The organism is Kribbella sp. NPDC048837 (assembly GCF_055586945.1).
In genome coordinates, this window is sequence record NZ_JBVJHF010000001.1 from 203,497 (window position 1) to 221,013 (window position 17,517).

Sequence of the window (17,517 nt, forward strand, 5' to 3'; positions counted from 1 at the left end):
GCCGTGATCGTCCCGGTCTCCCCGCAGTACGGCGGCGGATCGCTCGCCGACGTCCTCCCATCGGTCGCCGGTGCCCTCTCGGTCCCCGGCGAGCAGAACGCCCTCGGACTCCCGCCGGCCCCGCGGTACGCCGTGCTGCTGCTGGACGGACTCGGGTGGAACCTGCTGCGGCGGCACGCGGACGTGGCGCCGTACCTGTCGTCGCTGATGCCGGCCGGTCGCAGTCTGACCGCCGGCGTGCCGTCGACCACCGCAGTGAGCCTTACCAGCCTCGGGACCGGGCTGCCGCCTGGTGCGCACGGAATCGTCGGCTACACGTCGATCGTCCCGGAGAGCGGCGCACTGCTGAACGCACTGTCCTGGGACGCGCCGGTCGACCCGCGCCGCTGGCAGCCGCACAGCACGGTCTTCGACCGGATCGCTGCCGCTGGTGTTGCCACGCGCAACGTCAGCAAGGCGCGGTTCGACTCGTCCGGTCTGACGGCGGCAGCGTTCCGGGGGAGTAAGCACCGGGGCGCGGACACGGTCGAGGATCGGCTGGACGCGACGCGGTTCGCGAGCCGTGAGGGCAGTTCGTCGCTCGTGTACGTCTACGACTCCCAGCTGGACTACATCGGTCATCAGCAGGGCTGCGAGTCGTGGCAGTGGCAGAAGGAGCTGGCCGCGGCCGACGCCTTCGCGTCGCAGGTCCGGTCCGCCTTGCCGCGGGACGCCGTACTGCTCGTCGTGGCGGACCACGGGATGGTCGACATCGCGCCGGAGTACCGGGTGGACCTCGACGCGGAGCCTGAGCTGACCAACGGATTGCGGCTCATCGGCGGCGAGTCACGGTTCCGGCATCTGTACTGCGTCGATGGCGCGGACGCCGACGTGATTGCGACGTACGAGGAGCGGCTGGGGGACAAGGCACTCGTGCTCAGCCGGGAGGACGCGGTCGCACGGGGATGGTTCGGTGCCGTCGAGGAGCGGGTCTCGCCGCGGCTGGGCGATGTCATCGTCGCCGCGCTCGGTCCGCTCGCGATCGTCGCGAGCCGCCGGTATCCGCAGGAGGCCGGGCTGATCGGGCAGCACGGTTCGCTCACCGACGACGAGATGGCGATCCCGCTCCTCGTCGACGCCGGCCGCTAGAAGCTCCAGACGTCCCAGAAGAAGCTGGTGTGCGCCGTCTTGGCCTCGCCGTCCCGCGCGGTCACGGTCACCTTGTAGCGCCCGGAGCCGGGAGTCACGACGCCCGTGATCCAGCCACGCTCGGGATCGATGGTGAGGCCCGGCGGCAGACCGACCGCGGTGTAGCTGATGTCGCCGGTGCCGCCGGTCCCCTTCATCAGCAACGGAATCGCCGGGATCCCGCCGAACGCGAGCTGCTCGCCCGGTTCCGTGATCGAGATCGCGCCCTGCGGCTGCGCGGCCGCCGCACCGACCGCTTCGGCCGCGTCGACCATGCCTTCGCCGTAGAAGGAGTTGTTCCCGGCGGTGCCGATGCACTCGCCGGACGAACCGGAGGGACAGGCCAGATCGTTGGCCTCCTCGGCGAGCTTGGCGCGAACCTGCGCCGGGCTCAGCTTGGGGTCCACACTGCGCAGCAGGGCCGCGACACCGGCGACGTGCGGCGAGGCCATCGACGTCCCCTCGAGCAGCTTGTACCCGCCACCCGGGACGGTCGAGTAGACGTCCTCGCCGGGTGCGGCCAGGTTGATCTTGTTCTCGCCGTAGTTCGAGAACTGCGACTTGACGCCGGTCGGGTCGACCGAGGCCACCACGACCATGCTGGGCAGCTCGGTCGGCAGGCTGATGCAGTCGTCGGTCACGTTCCGCGGGGTCGCGGTCGAGTCGTTGGGGCTGGAGACGTCGTTGGACTTCTCGGCCAGGTTGTAGTCCTCGTTGCCGGCCGCGGCGACGTTCACGACCCCCTTGGTGTCGGAGTAGTTGACCGCGCGCCGGACCGCCTCGGCGATCGCGTCCTGGTCCTGGTCCGACGGGCACAGGAACAGCCACGGGTCGACGTAGTAACTGTTGTTGGTGACCGAGACACCCTTGTCGGCGGCGAACATGAACGCGCAGACCGTGTTCTCCGGGAAGAACAGCTGGCTGCCGGCCTCGGCGACGCGGATCGACGACACCTTCACGCCGGGCGCGACACCGATCATGCCGACACCGTTGCGGGCCGCGGCGATCGTTCCGGCCACGTGCGTACCGTGCTCGCCGACCGGCCGCCACGCACCGGGCCGGGTGTCGGCCTTGCCGTAGGCGCACGACGCCGACTTGGTGGCGTCGAAGTTCGCCTTCAGGTCCGGGTGCTGGTCGTCCACGCCGGTGTCGAGAACGCCGACGGTGACGCTCTTCGAGCCCTGGTTCTTCACCCAGGCCCGGTCCGCACCGATCTGGGTCATGTCGCCGCGGTCCATCTCCGGCGTGGTGGTGGCGGTCTCGGGAACCGCCGGCGGGATCGCCGGGTTGGCCACGTCGGCCGGCAGGTCCGAGGTGCGGGTCGCGCCGGCCTTCTGGACGCCGTCGACGTCGCGCATCCTGGCGGCGAAGTCGGTGGCCGTCGAGTGGGCCACGATCACGCCGATCGCGTCGTACGTGGCGTACACGGTGCCGCCGTTGGAGGTGATCGCGCCGGTGACCTTGCCGGTCTGGTTCGGCTCGGTGATGACGAAGTACGCACGGAGCCCGGCCTCGGCCCCGGCCGGCGTCGCCGCGGCCGGCAGGGTGGTGACGGCGACCGTGAGACAGGCCGCGAGGAGGAGAACCAGAGCTTTGCGCACGATCCATTCAAACCGCCCGCGGCCCCAGAGCCAAGCCGACCCTCTGCGACACACCCCGAGGTGCGGCGTGGACCGCTGACTTGGCAGGATGTGCGCCCGTGGCTGATCTGCTCTACTTCACCGGGACCATGGATTGCGGCAAGTCCACGCTGGCGCTGCAGATGGATCACAACCACAAGGCGCGCGGGCGTCTGGGGCGGATCTTCACCAGCCACGACCGGGCCGGAGACTCGGTGCTGTCGTCCCGGCTCGGGCTCGCCGCCGAGGCGGTCGAGGTGCGCCCGGAGTTCGACTTCTGGGACTACGTCGTCGGTGAACTGACCCGCGGCGGCCGGATCGACTACGTGGTCTGCGACGAGGCGCAGTTCTACAGCCCGCTGCAGATCGAGCAGCTCGCCCGGCTGGTCGACGAGCTGCAGATCGACGTGTTCTGCTTCGGCATCCTGACCGACTTCCGGGCCACGCTGTTCCCCGGTTCGGCCCGGTTGGTCGAGCTCGCGGACCGGATGGAACTGCTCCAGGTCGAGGCGCTGTGCTGGTGCGGTGAACGGGCCACGCACAACGCCCGTACGATCGGTGGGGAGATGGTGACCGAGGGCGAGCAGCTGGTGGTGGGTGACATGGTGACACGGGACCACGAGGTCGCGTACGAGGTGCTCTGCCGCCGCCACCACCGCCGCCGCCTCACCCAGGCCCGCGCCCGCGCCACCCTGTCACCCGAGGTACTGCCCTTCGGAGGAGCCGCGTCATGAGTCCACTGATCACCGTCGAGGAACTGCGCGCGCTGTCCACACCGCCGGTGCTCTTCGACGTCACCTGGAACCTGGCCGGCCCACCCGGCAAGGAGTCGTACGACGCGGGCCACCTCCCCGGAGCCCGTTTCGTCGACCTCGACACGGAGCTGGCCGCCCCACCCGGCCCCGGCCGCCACCCGTTGCCCACCGCAACCACAGTCACCACCACCCTCCGCCGGGCCGGCGTTTCCGAAGACAGTGTTGTGGTTGTGTACGACGCCGCGACCTCGATGGCGGCGGCGCGCGCCTGGTGGACCTTCCGGTACTTCGGGGTCGCCGACGTACGCGTTCTCGACGGTGGGCTGGCGGCGTGGCAGGCCGCTGGGGGAGAGGTCACTACTGAGGTTCCTGCAGATGCCGCGGGAACGTTCACGGCGACTCCGGGCCACATCGCCATGCTCGACGCCGAGGGTGCGGCTGCTGTTGCCGCGTCCGGTGTGCTGCTGGACGCCCGGGCGCCCGAGCGGTTCGCCGGTGAGGTTGAACCGATGGACCCCGTCGCCGGCCACATCCCCGGCGCCACGAACGCCCCGACCACCGCGAACGTCGCGCCCGACGGCCACTTCCTTCCCGCCGCCGATCTGCGCGAGCGCTTCGAGAAGCTCGGCGTCAACCACTCCACCGAGGTCGGCGTCTACTGCGGCTCCGGCGTCACCGCCGCCCACGAAGCCCTGGCCCTGGAAGTCGCCGACCTCCCCGCCACCGTCTACGTCGGCTCCTGGTCCGAATGGATCACCGACCCCACCCGCCCGGTAGCCACCGGCAAGAACTAAGGGATCAGCACCCACACGCTGCCCGAGTGCGGCCGGGGCACTCCAGATGTGAGTGTCCTGGGACAGCGGCACCGGCAGCGGATTGCCGATCTGACCGGTCGGCCGTGTGGCCCTCAGTGGGTCTGGCAGCATGACGGTATGTACGTGGACGCGGGTGGAGTGAGGACGTACTACGAGATGCTCGGGACCGGTGACCCGGTTCTGCTGCTCCACGGTGGGGTGACGAGCGGCGACAGCTGGCGTGGGCAGAGCGCTGAGCTGGCGAAGCACTACTAGGTGATCATCCCCGATCGGCGGGGACACGGCCGGAGCCCGGACGTCGACGGGCCGGTGACGTTCGAGCTGTACGCCGCCGACCTGGTCGCGTTCATCGAGGCACTGAACCTCGGCCCGGCGCATCTGATCGGCTGGAGTGACGGCGGCAAGGTCGCCGTGCGGGCCGCGCTGAGCCGCCCTGACCTGGTCCGCAAGCTGGTCATGATCGGCACCGAACACACCCGAGCCGGTGGTACGCCGGCCAACGACCACCTGATGCTGACACCCGAAGGCCACGACAGCCTCAAGTCGTGGGGCCGGACCGACTACGGGGCGGTGTCCCCGGACGGTCCTGAGCACTTCGACGTCGTCTTCGCCAAGTGGGTCGACCTGTGGAGCACGCTCCCGGACCTCGAGCTCGCCGAACTGAAGCACCTGCCGATGCCGGTCCTGCTCATGCAGGGGGACGACGACTGCGTCCGGATCGAGCACGCCGCGGAGGTCGCCCGGGCGATCCCGGACGCTCAGGTGGCCGTCGTACCGGGCGCCTCGCACGGGCTGCCGCTGGAGAAGCCCGCGCTGGTCAACGGTCTGCTGCTGGACTTCCTGGCCGATCCGCAGGCGCCGAAGTTCATGCCGATGGGTGACCTCACCCCCTGAGCGAAACCGTTGCCGCAATTGACCCCCTGCTAGGCATTGAATTAGTAACACGCTTGGTTTAACTTACTCGGGACCTGGCCGGTGTGTGGCTCAGAGCACATCGGCGGCATCCGGAAACCTGAGGAGTTCCGATGACGAGAGTGAGCAGGTGGGGCGCCGCCCTGGGCGTTGCCGGGCTGGTACTCGCGGCCGCGGGGTGTGCGAAGGACGCGACGCCGTCGTCGTCCGGCGGCGCCGGCGGCGAGATCGACCAGAGCGCGCCGGTCACCATCACGATCGGGGACCGCCCGACCCCCGACAAGCCGAACGACCTGAAGGCGTTCAACCAGAAGATCGCCGACTTCACCGCGAAGAACCCGAACATCACGGTGAAGTCGACCGAGACCAGCTGGCAGGCCCAGACGTTCCAGGCCCAGGTGGCCGGCGGGACGCTGCCGACGGTGATGAACATCAGCTTCACCGAGCCGGCCAACATGATCCCGAACAAGCAGCTGCCGGACATCACCGACGAGCTGAAGCTGGTCGACCTGACCAAGGACCTGAACCCGAACGTCCTGAAGATCGTCCAGGACGCCAACGGCCGCATCTACGGTGTGCCGATCGACGTCTTCTCGGTCGGCATCGCCTACAACCGGGCGCTGTTCACGCAGGCCGGCCTGGACCCGGACAAGCCGCCGACGACCTGGGACGAGGTCCGCCAGTACGCCAAGCAGATCTCCGAGAAGACCGGTAAGGCGGGGTACGCGCAGCTGACCACGAACAACACCGGTGGCTGGATGCTGACCACGATGACGTACAGCATGGGCGGCACGGTCGAGAGCGCGGACGGCAAGAAGAGCACGTTCAACGACGCGCCGACCAAGAAGGCGCTGCAGCTGCTCAAGGACATGCGCTGGACCGACAACTCGATGGGCAGCCGGTTCCTGTACAACCAGGAGGAGGTCCGCCAGGACTTCGCGGCCGGCAAGATCGGCATGGTCCTGCAGGCGCCGGACGCCTACGACATGAGCGTGAAGCAGTTCGGCATGAAGCCCGCCGACTTCGGTGAGGGCGCGCTGCCGCAGGACGGCGGCCCGTACGGCACGCTGACCGGCGGCTCGCTGAAGATGATCAGCCCGAAGGCGACGAAGAACGAGATCGTCGCGGCGCTGAAGTGGATCAAGTTCGACCAGTTCGACAAGTACACCTCCGAGGCGGTCGCGGTCGCCGACGCGAAGACCACGATCGCGGACAAGGGCTTCGTCGGCCGCCCGGGCATCAGTCCGCTGAGCCAGGAGACGTACGACCAGTACAACAAGTGGCGTGAGCCGTACGTGAACGTCCCGGTCAAGCAGTTCCAGGGCTACATCGACTCGACGACGTCGCTGAAGCTGCTGCCCGAGCCGTCGAACAAGGGCCAGGAGGTCTACTCGCTGCTCGACCCGGTGGTCCAGCAGGTGCTCACGAAGAAGGATGCGGACATCGACAAGCTGCTGAGCGACACCGCCTCGAAGATCGACGCACGCCTGGCCCGGTAGCTCCCATGTCCTTGCTACGTGCCCCCAAGTCCAGCCGGAGCGTTGCCACCTGGTACCGCTCCGGCGGGCTGAGCAGCATCTTCTTCGCCCTGCCCCTGGTGCTGATCTTCCTGTACTTCTCCTGGGGCCCGATCGTCCGCGGCCTGGTGCTCAGCTTCCAGAAGAACAACCTGGTCCTGCCCGCCGAGTGGGTCGGGATGTCGAACTTCAGCTACGTGCTGACCGATCCGCAGCTTCCGCAGGCGGCGCTCAACACGCTGTACTTCGCCTTCCTGGCACTCCTCTTCGGGTTCCCGGTGCCGCTGTTCCTGGCCGTGTTCATCAGTGAGCTGCGCAAGACCGGGTGGCTCTACAACGTGTTCTCCTACCTGCCGGCCGTGGTCCCGCCGGTGGCCGCGATCCTGTTGTGGACGTTCTTCTACGACCCGAGTGGTGCGGGCGTCTTCAACTCGATCCTCGGCTGGTTCGGGATCGGGCCGTTCGCCTGGCTGAACTCGCAGACCCTGGCGATGCCGGCCATCGTGCTGGAGGCGACCTGGGCCGGCGCGGGCGCCACCTCGATCATCTACCTGGCGGCGCTGACCGGCGTACGCACGGAGTTGTACGAAGCGGCCGAGCTGGACGGCGCCGGGATCTGGAGCCGGGTCTGGCACGTCACGCTGCCGCAGATCCGCGGAATCATCCTGATCATGATGCTGCTGCAGCTGATCGGGACGTTCCAGGTGTTCACCGAGCCGTTCCTGTTCACCGGCGGCGGCCCGAACAACGCCACCATGACGGTCCTGCTGCTGATCTACCGGTACGCGTTCGTCAACGGGGACTTCGGCGCCGCGACCGCGCTCAGCGTGCTGCTCGCCGGGGTCCTGTGCGCACTGTCGGTCGTCTACCACTTCGTCACTCGCCGCTGGAGTACGACATGAGCCACGAGCGCGGAATCATCTCGACCGCGGACCGGCAGCGTGGCGCGGTCCGCTACGGCCTGCCGGTGATCCAGGTGCTGATCTTCGTCGGTGTCCTGATCGCCGGCGTCGGCCCACTACTCTGGCTGCTCAAGTCCGGCGTCTCCACCAGCCAGGACATCCTGAGCGGCCCGATGCAGCTGTGGCCGTCGGGGATCCAGCTGAAGAACATCCCCGACGCCTGGAACCGGGTCCAGATCGGCGCCTACCTGGGCAACACCGCGTTCATCGCGATCGGCTCGATGATCTCGACGCTTTTCGTGTGTACGACGGGAGCGTTCGTCCTGAGCGTGCTACGGCCGAAGTGGGGACCGGTCATCACCGGAGCCGTCCTGGCGACGCTGTTCCTGCCCGGTGTCATCTCGCTGGTCCCGCTGTACATGACCGTGCTGAAGATGCCGCTGCTCGGGATCAGCCTGCAGAACACCTTCTGGGCGGTCTGGCTGCCGTCGGCGGCGAGCGCGTTCAACGTGCTGGTGATGAAGCGGTACTTCGACTCGATCCCGCGCGAGCTGATCGAGGCCGCCCGGATCGACGGAGCGAGCAACCTGCGGGTCTTCACGGCGCTGATCCTGCCGCTGTCCAAGCCGATCGTCGGCGTCGTCGCTCTGCTCACGGTCATCGGGTCCTGGAAGGACTACCTCTGGCCGCTGCTCGTCCTGCCCGATCCGCGGCTGCAACCGATCTCGGTCGCCCTGCCGCGGGTGCAGAAGACCACGGAGATCTCCCTGCAGATGAGCGCCCTGTTCCTCGCGGTTCTGATCCCTGTCGTGTTGTTCTTGGTGTTCCAGAAACAATTCCTCCGCGGTGTGGGGATGGCAGGGGGTATCAAAGAGTGAGTCCACTCAACGGCCGGCGCGTGCTGGTGACGGGGGCAGCCGGCCGGATCGGGCTGGCGACGGTCGAGCATCTGAACGAGCTCGGGGCCAGGGTGACGGCGTTGACCAACGTCGAGCACCCGGACCTCAAGGCCGACCGGGTGCTGATCGGCGACACCCGGTCCGAGAACGACGTCGCCCGGGCGCTCGACGGCGCCGAGTACGTCGTCCACCTCGCGGCCCTGGCCCACCCGTCGGCGGGTACGCCGTACGACGTGTACTCGATCAACGTGGTGTCGACGTTCAACGTGCTCGCCCAGGCCGGTGCGCTCGGCATCGAGCGGGCCGTGGTCGCGAGCAGCATCAACGCGACCGGGATCCCGTTCAACCCGCACGAGATCCTGCCGGCCTACTTCCCGTGGGACGAGAAGATCCCGGTCGACGTCGGCGACCCGTACTCGCTGTCCAAGCAGAACGACGAGAACACCGCCCGGATGGCCTGGCGCCGGTGGGGGATCGACGTGGTCGCGTTCCGGTTCCCGCACGTGAACACGACCGAGATCCTGCAGCGTCAGGCCGACCATGCCCGCCGCGATCCACTCGATGGACTGCGGGAGGCCTGGAGTTACCTCGATCTGCGAGACTCGGCCCGCGCGATCGAACTGGGACTGACGGCACCGCTGTCCGGCGCCCACGTGTTCTTCGTCGCGGCCGGCACCACGCGCGCGCCGTACGAGACCGAGGCACTGCTGGACAGGTTCGCGCCGGACGTGCCGCGGTTGCGCCGGTTCATCGGCCGCGAGGTGCCGATCGACCTGACCGCCGCCCGGACCGTGCTCGGTTTCCAGGCGCAGTACGAACTCGACCTTCCCACCCTCTCTTTGGAGCTGTGAATGCCCTCGAACTTCGACCAGCCGTGGCCCGTCCGGGATGAGATCCGGATCCGCGAGGTCAAGGCGATCGTCACCGCGCCGCAAGGCATCCCCCTGGTGGTGGTGAAGATCGACACCACCGAGCCGGGCCTGTACGGGCTCGGGTGCGCGACCTTCACCCAGCGGTGGAAGGCGGTCCAGACGTTCGTCGACGAGCACCTGGCCCGGCTGCTCGTCGGCCGGTACCCGGGTGACATCGGCGACCTGACGAGGCTGGCCGGGTTCTCCGGCTACTGGCGCGGCGGGCCGGTGACGAACAACGCGATCTCCGGCATCGACCAGGCGCTGTGGGACATCGCCGGCAAGCGCGCCGGCATGCCGGTGTACGAGCTGCTCGGCGGCAAGGTCCGTGCGGCCGCCGACACCTACATCCACGCCAGCGGGCAGACGATCGAGGACACCATCGACCACGCGCAGAAGCTGATCGCGCAGGGCTGGCGGCACATCCGGCTGCAGATGTCGACGCCGGGCGGCGGCGGGTACGGCGCTCCCCAGGTGCCGACGCTCTACCCGGACGCGCCGTACCACAACGGCTGGTCCGCGCGGGACTACCTGCGCACGACGCCGGAGCTGTTCGCCGAGGCCCGGCACGCCCTCCCGGACAACATCGAGCTGCTGCACGACGTCCACTCGCGGCTGACCCCGAAAGAGGCCGTGCTGCTGGCCCGGTCCCTCGAGCCGCACCGGCTGTTCTTCCTGGAGGACGTGCTCGCGCCGGAGCTGTGGGACCGGCTGCCCGAGGTCCGGGCCGCGTCGCCGGTGCCGCTGGCCGTCGGCGAGCTCACCACGTCGTTCGGTGACGCCGTCCGCCTGATCCGGGACGGTGGTGTGGACTTCATCCGGTCGCACGTGTCCGACATCGGCGGCCTGACGCCGGCCCGGAAGCTGGCCGACCTGGCCGAGATCTGCGGCGTCCGCACGGCCTGGCACGGGCCCGGCGACACCTCGCCGATCGGCGCGGCCGCGAACGTCGCGCTCGACGTCAGTTCGGTTGCCTTCGGCATCCAAGAGGGTCATCTCTACAACGAGGAGACCTACGAGGTCTTCCCCGGCGCGCTGCGGATCGAGGACGGCTGGCTGCGGCCGAACGAGGCGCCCGGCTGGGGCATCGAGATCGACCTGGAGGCGGCCGCCCGTTATCCGGCGCAACTGTCCGGACACGACGAGTGGGCGGCCGGCGTACGACGCATCGACGGGGCCCTCGAAGCACCGTGATTCCTGGTCACGGGCAGTACGATCGCGGCTAATCGGGAACGGACGGGGAGGTGGCGGTGGACGACTCGGGTGAGGGATCGGGGCAGCGGCGCGCGGGCGCGAACCAGTACGACCTGGGTTCGTTCAACGAGGCCGTCATCATCGAGACGATCCGGCTGGCCGGCATCATCAGCCGGACCGAGATCTCCCGCCGGACCGGCCTGACCCAGCAGTCGGTGTCGCGGATCCTGCGCATCCTCCTGCAGCAGGGGCTGCTCGTGGAGGAGGCGCAGGAACGCGCCGAACGGCTCGGCAAGCCGCGCACCCCGGTCCGGCTGCGCTCGAACGCCGCGCACGCGGTCGGCATCCACATCGACCCCGAGCTGCTCACGGTCGCCGTGGTCGATCTCGACGGCACGATCGTGCGCCGGGAGACGGTCGACCTCGCCGACGACCTGGAAGCGAACAAGCTGGTCGATCTGGCCGCGGCGACGGTGACCGCGGCGCTCAGCATCAGCCAGGTCGACCTCGACTCGATGCTCGGCGTCGGCGTCGCCGTACCGGGACCCATCGACGCGGACGGTTCGCTGCTCGCGCTCCCACTGCAGCCCGCCTGGCGCGGCCTGAAGATCCGCCAGCTCCTGCAGCAGAAGCTCAACCATCCGGTCCTGGTCGAGAAGGACGGTACGGCGGCCGCCCTCGGCGAACGCTGGATCGGCCGCTCGGCGCGGGCCCGCGACTTCGCCTACCTGTACCTGGGCACGGGCGTCGGCAGCGGCCTGATCCTGAACGGATCGATCTACCGCGGCGGTACGGCGAACGCCGGCGAGTTCGGCCAGATCGCGGCGCTGCGGATGGGGGAGTGGTCGCCCGTGGACGGTCCACAGATGATTCCCGAGTGCAACCCGACCGCGTCGATGCCGGTGATCGCGGCCGAGTTCGGGTACGTCGAGACCGACCCGGGCGCGACCGACGAGGCGAAGCGGTACAGGGCGGTCTGCAAGGCGGCAGCCGACGGTGACGAGGCGGCGATCAAGGCGGTCACGCAGGTCGCTCGAGTGGTCGGGCAAGGTGCAGTCGGGCTCGTCGATCTGCTCGACATCGACCTGATCGTGCTCGGCGGGCCGGCGTTCGGGAAGGAGATCTCGGAGATCTTCCTGACCGAGATCGGCCGGGCGGTCAACGCACACCCGGTCGCCCGGGAGACGCGTCCGGTCGCGGTCGAGGAGTCGATGCTGCAGACCGACGCGGCCGCGGTCGGTGCGGCGTCGACGATCTTCCACGACGCGTTCACACCTCGGGTCAGTGGATCCTCACAGGCACGTAGGCTGCCCAAGTGATCGAACCACGCCCGTTGACACCTGACGTTCAGCTCCGCCTCGCCTCGCTCGATGACGCCGCCGCTCTGGCCGACGCGTACGTCCGCAGCTGGGACCACCTCGCACCGTGGGAGCCGGCGCGACCGGAGAGCTGGTTCACCCCGGCCGGCCAGCGCGAGAAGCTGACCACGTTGCTCGAGCGCCACAAGAACGGGCTGGTCGTGCCGTTCCTGCTGATCGAGGGCGACCGGGTCGTCGGCGCGATCACCTTGAACGACCTCGTCCCGGGGCCTTTCCGCAACGCCGACCTCGGCTACTGGCTGGCCTCCGACGCGATCGGGCGTGGACTGATGACTCGAGCCGTCGAGGCCGTCGCGGACATCGCCGACACCGAACTCAAGCTGCACCGGATCGCAGCCAGCACGCTGACGAACAACACCGCCTCGCAGCGTGTCCTTCAGCGCACCGGCTTCATTCAGTACGGCTTCGCTCCGACCTACCTGCACATCGCCGGGGTCTGGCAGGACTGCAACCTCTACCAGCGCATCCTGAACGACCGCGCGCCCGGCGCCTAGCGGCGCCGGACGCCTTGGCTGTCAGTTCGGCGGGAGGCCGATGCCGCGGGAGACCTCGACGTCGTCGTAGCGGCCTTCCAGGACGTCGAGGAACTTGACCGGGCGCTGCAGGGTCGACGCGATGTAGACCGCGCGGACCGTGGCCAGCGCGTCGATCGCGTCCTGGACGGTGATGGCCGGCGGCTGGCCGTCGGCGATCGCCGCGAGGATGTCGTCGTACTGCGCCTTGTGACCACCCGGCTCGCCCACGTCGGTCGGGGCCTCGTCCTTCACCCCGTCGACGTTGAGGCGGCTCAGCCGGTCGTCCTCAACCTCCGCACCGCCCTCGGTGCCGTGGACCGACACCCGCGTCCGGCCACCGGGGAAGGCCGCGGTCGTCGCGTGCAGTGTGCCGACGGCACCGGATTCGAACGTGATGGTCGCGACCACGGTGTCCTCGACCTCGATCGCGTGATGCGCGGCCCGCAACGCCTGGGCCTGGATGCTCACCGGCCGGCCCATGAACCACAGCATCAGGTCGACGGTGTGCACGCCCTGGTTCATCAGCGCGCCACCGCCGTCCTGCGCCCAGGTGCCACGCCAGCCCGCGGACGCGTAGTACTCGTCGCTGCGCCACCAGGCCACCGTCGCGACCGAGGACGTGAGCTGACCGAACCGGCCGGCGTCGATCGCCTGCTTGACCACCGCGCTGCCCGCGTCGAACCGGTGCTGGCTGATCACCGACGCGACCACGCCGTGGCTCGCCGCCCGGGTGGCCGCCGCGCCGAGGCGGCGGGCCCGGGTCAGATCGACGTCGAGCGGCTTCTCGATCACGACGTGCTTCTTCTCGTCCAGCGCCTGCTCGGCCAGCGCGGCGTGCGTCCCGCTCGGGGTGCAGATCGCGACCAGGGTGACGTCCGACCCACTCAGCGCCGCGGCCAGGTCGTCGTACACCTTCGGCTCCGGGTGGCCCGCCTCCTTCAGCCGGGCCGCCAGCGCCGCGCGGGCACCGGCGTCCGTGTCGACGAGGGCGGTCACGGTCGCGTCCGGCCGTGCCGCGACGGTGTCCGCGTGGGTGCGGCCGATGATGCCGCAGCCCACGATCGCGACCTGCTGTTGTGTGTCAGCCATCTCGCTCCTACTTCGCCTGGAAGTTCGCGGTCAGAACCTGGTCCGTGGCGACGGTGAAGGAGTACGACGGCTCGGTCGAGATCACCGTCCCGTCGACGGTCCAGTTCTGGAAAACGCTATCCGATGTTGGTGCCGCCGTCACTGTGACCTGCGCGCCGACTTCGTACGTCCCGGGTTCGGACTCGTTCCCGGCGATCTTCACAGTGCCCGGACCGTTGGCCTGGACCTTGATGCTGCGCTGGACGACGTTGATCACCATCACGTTGCGTAGCGTCGCGGGGCCGGCGAGCGTGGCGCCGTTGTAGCGGGCCAGGTTGGTCGCCTCCACGTCACCGCTGACGACCTTGACCGTGTGGCCGTCGGTGCCCAGGTTGTCGGTGCCGAGGTTGAAGGCGCCGACCTGACCGGAGTTCACCACGAGCCCGTCGTGGAATCCGTACGCGAACACGTTGAGCAGCGTGAGTCCGCGGGCGCCGTCGACGGTGACGATCTTCGCGGTCTTGCGCATGTACTTGTCGATGACGAGCTCGAAGATGCTGCCCTCGTTCATCCAGTACGGCTGCTGGTAGCCGACCCGGGTGACCGCGTTCCCGTTGGACAGCACGCCCTCGATCCGGCCGTTCCTCCCCGGGCCGATCGCGATCGCGTGGTCGAAGAACGCGCCGGCGACCTTCCGGACCACGACGTCGTCACCGCTGAGGTCGATCCCGTTCCAGGCGTTCGGGAAGCCGGCGTTGATCACGTAGTTCCCACCGGCGTGACCGCGGACGGCGTACGGGTAGGAGACGACACCCTCGCTCGAACCGGGGTTGTTGTCCGGGTAGAAGACCCGCAGGCCGCGGAGACCGGCGTTCTTTCCGGCCAGCGTGACGAGTGCCGTGGCGGTGTCCGCCGCCCCGCGGCCCTCGAACGCCTGCAGGACGGTGCCGCCACTCGCGCCACCCTGATCCCGGTTCGGTACGGCGGACGCGCCGCGGAGCTCGACCTTCGCCGGGACGGTCAGATGCGAGCCGATCCGGTACCAGCCGGCGGGCAGGTAGACGATGCCGCCGCCGTCCCGGCCGGCCTTGGTCAGCACCTTCTGGACAGCCGATGTCGCGTCGGCGGCCGGGAGGTACCCGACGCCGTGCGGTGCGTTGACGACGTACAGCTTCTGCGCCGGCTTGGGGAGCGCTCTGTGGGTATAGCTCGGCGCGGTGCCGGACATCCGGTGGATGATGCCGTCGAGAGCACCAGCGAGCGTGGTCCCGGTGACCTTCACGTAGCCGCGGGCGTTGTTCTGGATCGCGTGGTCGCTGCCCTCGATCCGGCCGCCGGCCAGCGTCATGCCCCAGCGGTCGTCGATGACGTCCACGAGCACGCCGATGTCGGTACGCCGTACATCCGGTTCGAGGAAGCTGCCGGTGAACTGGGCGCGCTGGCCGGCCACGACGTGGATCCCGACGTGATAGTCGGAGAGCGCGATCTTGTGGAACTGGTCCCACTCGAGGTCGCCGAGCACCAGGCCGGTGCCGTGCGCCCGGGTCCACGCGTCCAGCGCCGCCCGGGCCGGCGGGTGGTAGGCCTGGGGCGCGGACGCCCAGTAGGAGTTGCTGAAGGCAACGTTCTCCCAGGTGCCGACGTCGGCGCCGTTGTACGCGCGGGCGCCCTCGAAGAGTGCCGTGCCCTGGATGTTCCGGATCGTGGTCGACTCGTGCACCTGGCCGGAGCTGGGCGCGTTGCCGTGGTCGTTCGGCATCGTGCTGACGCCGATCCCGCGGTACGAGTTCAGCATGGTGACGTCGGAGACGGTCGCCATCATGTAGTTCTCGTTGCCGATCCAGGCGCCGCCGGGGATCTCGAACGTGTAGTTGTACGGCACCGGGTCGGTCGCGTTCTGGTTCGGGTAGTAGGTGGTGACGCCGAGGACGCCGGCGCTGCCGCCGATCCGGAACAGGCTGGGTCCGTCGTCACCGGACGGGAGATCCGCGATGATCACGGTGCCGTAGTCGGGCGCCTGGCCGTGGTCGCCGCGGACGGTGCAGAACGCGTGCACCTCGATCGTGTCGGTGACCTTGTACTTGCCCGCGGGCAGCCAGATCGTGCCGCCGCCCGCGTCCTGGCAGGCGTAGATCGCCTGCTGGATCGCCTTGGTGGAATCCCGCCGGCCGGTGCGGTCGGCGCCGTACTCGGTGGCGTCGAAATCGGCGACCACGCCGTCCTCGGTCGGGTTGACCGTCTGGATCAACCGCGGCGTCGGTGTCACGACCGGGGACACCCTCAGCTCGAGTTCCTTGACGATGAAGGAGTCGGCGCCGGTCATCGTGACCCGGACATAGCGCGCGGAGGTCGTCGCGAAGCGGGTCTTGCTGACCTGGTTGCCGCCGGGTGAGCCGGTCCGGCCGACAGTGGTGAACTTCGTGCCGTCGTTCGAGACCTGGACGGAGTAGTCGGGGGAGTAGGCCTGGGCCCATTCGACCCGTACGTCGTTGACCGGTCGCGGCTTGCCGAGGTCGAGCTGCAACCACGCCTCGCCGGGTCCGCTGGTCCACGCGGTGTCGTGGTTGCGGTCGTTCACATTCACGGCACTGGTTCCGCTGCTGGCCGTCGCCGTACCGTCGGGTGCGAAGTTGGTGTCGATCGGCGTGAACGCGTCGAGCTTGGCCTGCAGGGTCTGCAGTGCAGCCTTGACCTGTACGTCGGTGACGCCGGGAGTGGCCGCGATCGCGCGAGCGTCGTCGATCGCCTGGCGCAGGGTCGCCCTGCTGCCGGCCAGGTACTGGCCGTCGCGAGTGCCTTCCCGGGCGGCCTGCTCGGTCCGGGCCGCCTGGTCGATCAGGTCGACGAGCCCCTCGGTGACGTCGAGCGTCGTCGCGACCTTGGCGACCCGGACGGCGGCGACCTTGAGGTCGACCGCACCGTTGCCGTTGTGGATGCGGAAGTCGCCACCGTTGGAGCGGTTCGTCATCACCGCGTCCGGCAGGGCGAAGGTGTAGGTCTTCCAGGTCTTGGTGTCGCCGTACTGGACGACCGCGGAGTTCTTGAACTTCTCCGGGATCGTCTCGCCGGGCGAGTCGTAGTGCAGACCGAACTGGCCGTTGCCCTCGTCGAAGTAGTCGATGCTGATCAGCACCAGGCCGCGGTTGTCGTAGAGGTAGGTGTCCGCGACGTTCATGTAGAAGAAGTTCGTGCCCGGCGCCGGGGCGGTGCGGTCGGTCTGCCAGTACGGGCGACCGTCCTGCACCCCGGTGACGAGATGCGCGGCGTCGTCCCCGGCGCGCGGGCTGATGCCGTTCTGGATCGGCGACGCACCGAGTTGCACCGAGGCGCCCGCCGTACTGATCCGCAGGCCGGCGATCGCGATGTCGGCGCTGCCGAAGATCCTGACGTCGGCGTCGCCCAGACGGTTGGTGAACCCGATGTCGGTGAGCTCGAAGACGCCGGTCTTCCACTGACCGCTGTTGGTCAGCCGAACGTCGGTCGTGTCCGCCTGCGGGTCGGTCTTGGCGTCGTACTGGAGTTCGAGCGTGCCGGAGCCGCTGTCGAGATAGGTCACCGTCACCAGGACGTCGTCGGTGCCGATCTCGTCGACGTAGTCGCGGTCGACGTCGAACTCGAGGTAGCCGGTGTCGGCGGCCTGGTTGGTCTGCCAGTAGGTCCGGCCTTGTTCGGTGCCGGTCCGGAGCCCGGCGGGATCGTCGCCGGCCGCGGGCTTCACCCCGAGGGTGGTCGGGGTCGGCCCGAGGTCGGTGCCGACCCCGCTCGGGTACATCGTGGCGGCGTGCGCGGCCGGGACCGCGAGGACGCTGGTCAGGAGGAGGGCGGGGAGGACCCGCGCGAGCAGGCGTCTGGACATGCTGGAAA

At 69.1% G+C, this 17,517-nt stretch carries 15 protein-coding genes; 12 read left to right on the forward strand and 3 right to left on the reverse strand.

What is annotated here, in order from left to right; translation table 11 throughout:
• Positions 1-3 precede the first annotated feature (3 nt).
• The gene (locus tag ACZ6O0_RS01020) at positions 4-1,128 is read left to right on the forward strand and encodes an alkaline phosphatase family protein (RefSeq protein ID WP_465762747.1); all 1,125 of its coding nucleotides are present in this window, start codon (positions 4-6) and stop codon (positions 1,126-1,128) included.
• On the opposite strand, the gene ACZ6O0_RS01025 is transcribed toward ACZ6O0_RS01020, so the two are convergent.
• The gene (locus tag ACZ6O0_RS01025; RefSeq protein WP_465762748.1) at positions 1,125-2,768 is read right to left on the reverse strand and encodes a S8 family peptidase; all 1,644 of its coding nucleotides are present in this window, start codon (positions 2,766-2,768) and stop codon (positions 1,125-1,127) included. The genes ACZ6O0_RS01020 and ACZ6O0_RS01025 overlap by 4 nt on opposite strands.
• 98 nt (positions 2,769-2,866) lie before the next feature.
• Between ACZ6O0_RS01025 and ACZ6O0_RS01030 the strand changes: the two genes are divergently transcribed.
• The 11 genes from ACZ6O0_RS01030 (at position 2,867) to ACZ6O0_RS01080 (ending at position 12,564) form a co-directional block, all read left to right on the forward strand.
• Complete coding sequence (locus tag ACZ6O0_RS01030; RefSeq protein ID WP_465762749.1) at positions 2,867-3,520, forward strand: thymidine kinase; 654 nt, start codon at positions 2,867-2,869, stop codon at positions 3,518-3,520.
• Positions 3,517-4,335, forward strand: coding sequence for a sulfurtransferase (locus ACZ6O0_RS01035; RefSeq protein ID WP_465762750.1), 819 nt, complete (start codon positions 3,517-3,519; stop codon positions 4,333-4,335). Before ACZ6O0_RS01030 ends, ACZ6O0_RS01035 begins: the two co-directional genes overlap by 4 nt.
• 138 nt (positions 4,336-4,473) lie before the next feature.
• On the forward strand, positions 4,474-4,611 hold the full coding sequence (locus ACZ6O0_RS01040) for an alpha/beta fold hydrolase (RefSeq protein ID WP_465762751.1): 138 nt from the start codon (positions 4,474-4,476) through the stop codon (positions 4,609-4,611).
• A complete protein-coding gene (locus tag ACZ6O0_RS01045; RefSeq protein WP_465762752.1) occupies positions 4,612-5,250 on the forward strand; it encodes an alpha/beta fold hydrolase in 639 nt (212 codons plus the stop codon).
• 131 nt (positions 5,251-5,381) lie between these two features.
• Positions 5,382-6,767, forward strand: coding sequence for an ABC transporter substrate-binding protein (locus tag ACZ6O0_RS01050; protein ID WP_465762753.1), 1,386 nt, complete (start codon positions 5,382-5,384; stop codon positions 6,765-6,767).
• A 5-nt stretch (positions 6,768-6,772) separates the two neighbouring features.
• Positions 6,773-7,687 carry a carbohydrate ABC transporter permease gene (locus ACZ6O0_RS01055; RefSeq protein WP_465762754.1) on the forward strand — a complete coding sequence of 305 codons (915 nt, stop codon included), beginning with the start codon at positions 6,773-6,775 and terminating at the stop codon, positions 7,685-7,687.
• Positions 7,684-8,565, forward strand: coding sequence for a carbohydrate ABC transporter permease (locus tag ACZ6O0_RS01060; RefSeq protein WP_465762755.1), 882 nt, complete (start codon positions 7,684-7,686; stop codon positions 8,563-8,565). The genes ACZ6O0_RS01055 and ACZ6O0_RS01060 overlap by 4 nt, the downstream gene beginning before the upstream one ends.
• Positions 8,562-9,437 (forward strand): NAD-dependent epimerase/dehydratase family protein, encoded by an 876-nt coding sequence (locus ACZ6O0_RS01065; RefSeq protein WP_465762756.1) that lies wholly within the window; start codon positions 8,562-8,564, stop codon positions 9,435-9,437. The genes ACZ6O0_RS01060 and ACZ6O0_RS01065 overlap by 4 nt, the downstream gene beginning before the upstream one ends.
• Positions 9,438-10,691, forward strand: a complete 1,254-nt coding sequence (locus tag ACZ6O0_RS01070; RefSeq protein WP_465762757.1) for an enolase C-terminal domain-like protein — start codon at positions 9,438-9,440, stop codon at positions 10,689-10,691.
• 56 nt (positions 10,692-10,747) lie between these two features.
• Positions 10,748-12,010, forward strand: coding sequence for an ROK family transcriptional regulator (locus ACZ6O0_RS01075; RefSeq protein ID WP_465762758.1), 1,263 nt, complete (start codon positions 10,748-10,750; stop codon positions 12,008-12,010).
• Positions 12,007-12,564 carry a GNAT family N-acetyltransferase gene (locus ACZ6O0_RS01080; RefSeq protein WP_465762759.1) on the forward strand — a complete coding sequence of 186 codons (558 nt, stop codon included), beginning with the start codon at positions 12,007-12,009 and terminating at the stop codon, positions 12,562-12,564. Before ACZ6O0_RS01075 ends, ACZ6O0_RS01080 begins: the two co-directional genes overlap by 4 nt.
• A 21-nt stretch (positions 12,565-12,585) precedes the next feature.
• Here the strand turns inward: ACZ6O0_RS01080 and ACZ6O0_RS01085 are convergent, their stop codons facing one another.
• Together ACZ6O0_RS01085 and ACZ6O0_RS01090 are read right to left on the reverse strand one after the other, a co-directional pair.
• The gene (locus tag ACZ6O0_RS01085; protein WP_465762760.1) at positions 12,586-13,674 is read right to left on the reverse strand and encodes a Gfo/Idh/MocA family protein; all 1,089 of its coding nucleotides are present in this window, start codon (positions 13,672-13,674) and stop codon (positions 12,586-12,588) included.
• 7 nt (positions 13,675-13,681) lie between these two features.
• The gene (locus ACZ6O0_RS01090; protein WP_465762761.1) at positions 13,682-17,509 is read right to left on the reverse strand and encodes a discoidin domain-containing protein; all 3,828 of its coding nucleotides are present in this window, start codon (positions 17,507-17,509) and stop codon (positions 13,682-13,684) included.
• Positions 17,510-17,517 lie beyond the last annotated feature (8 nt).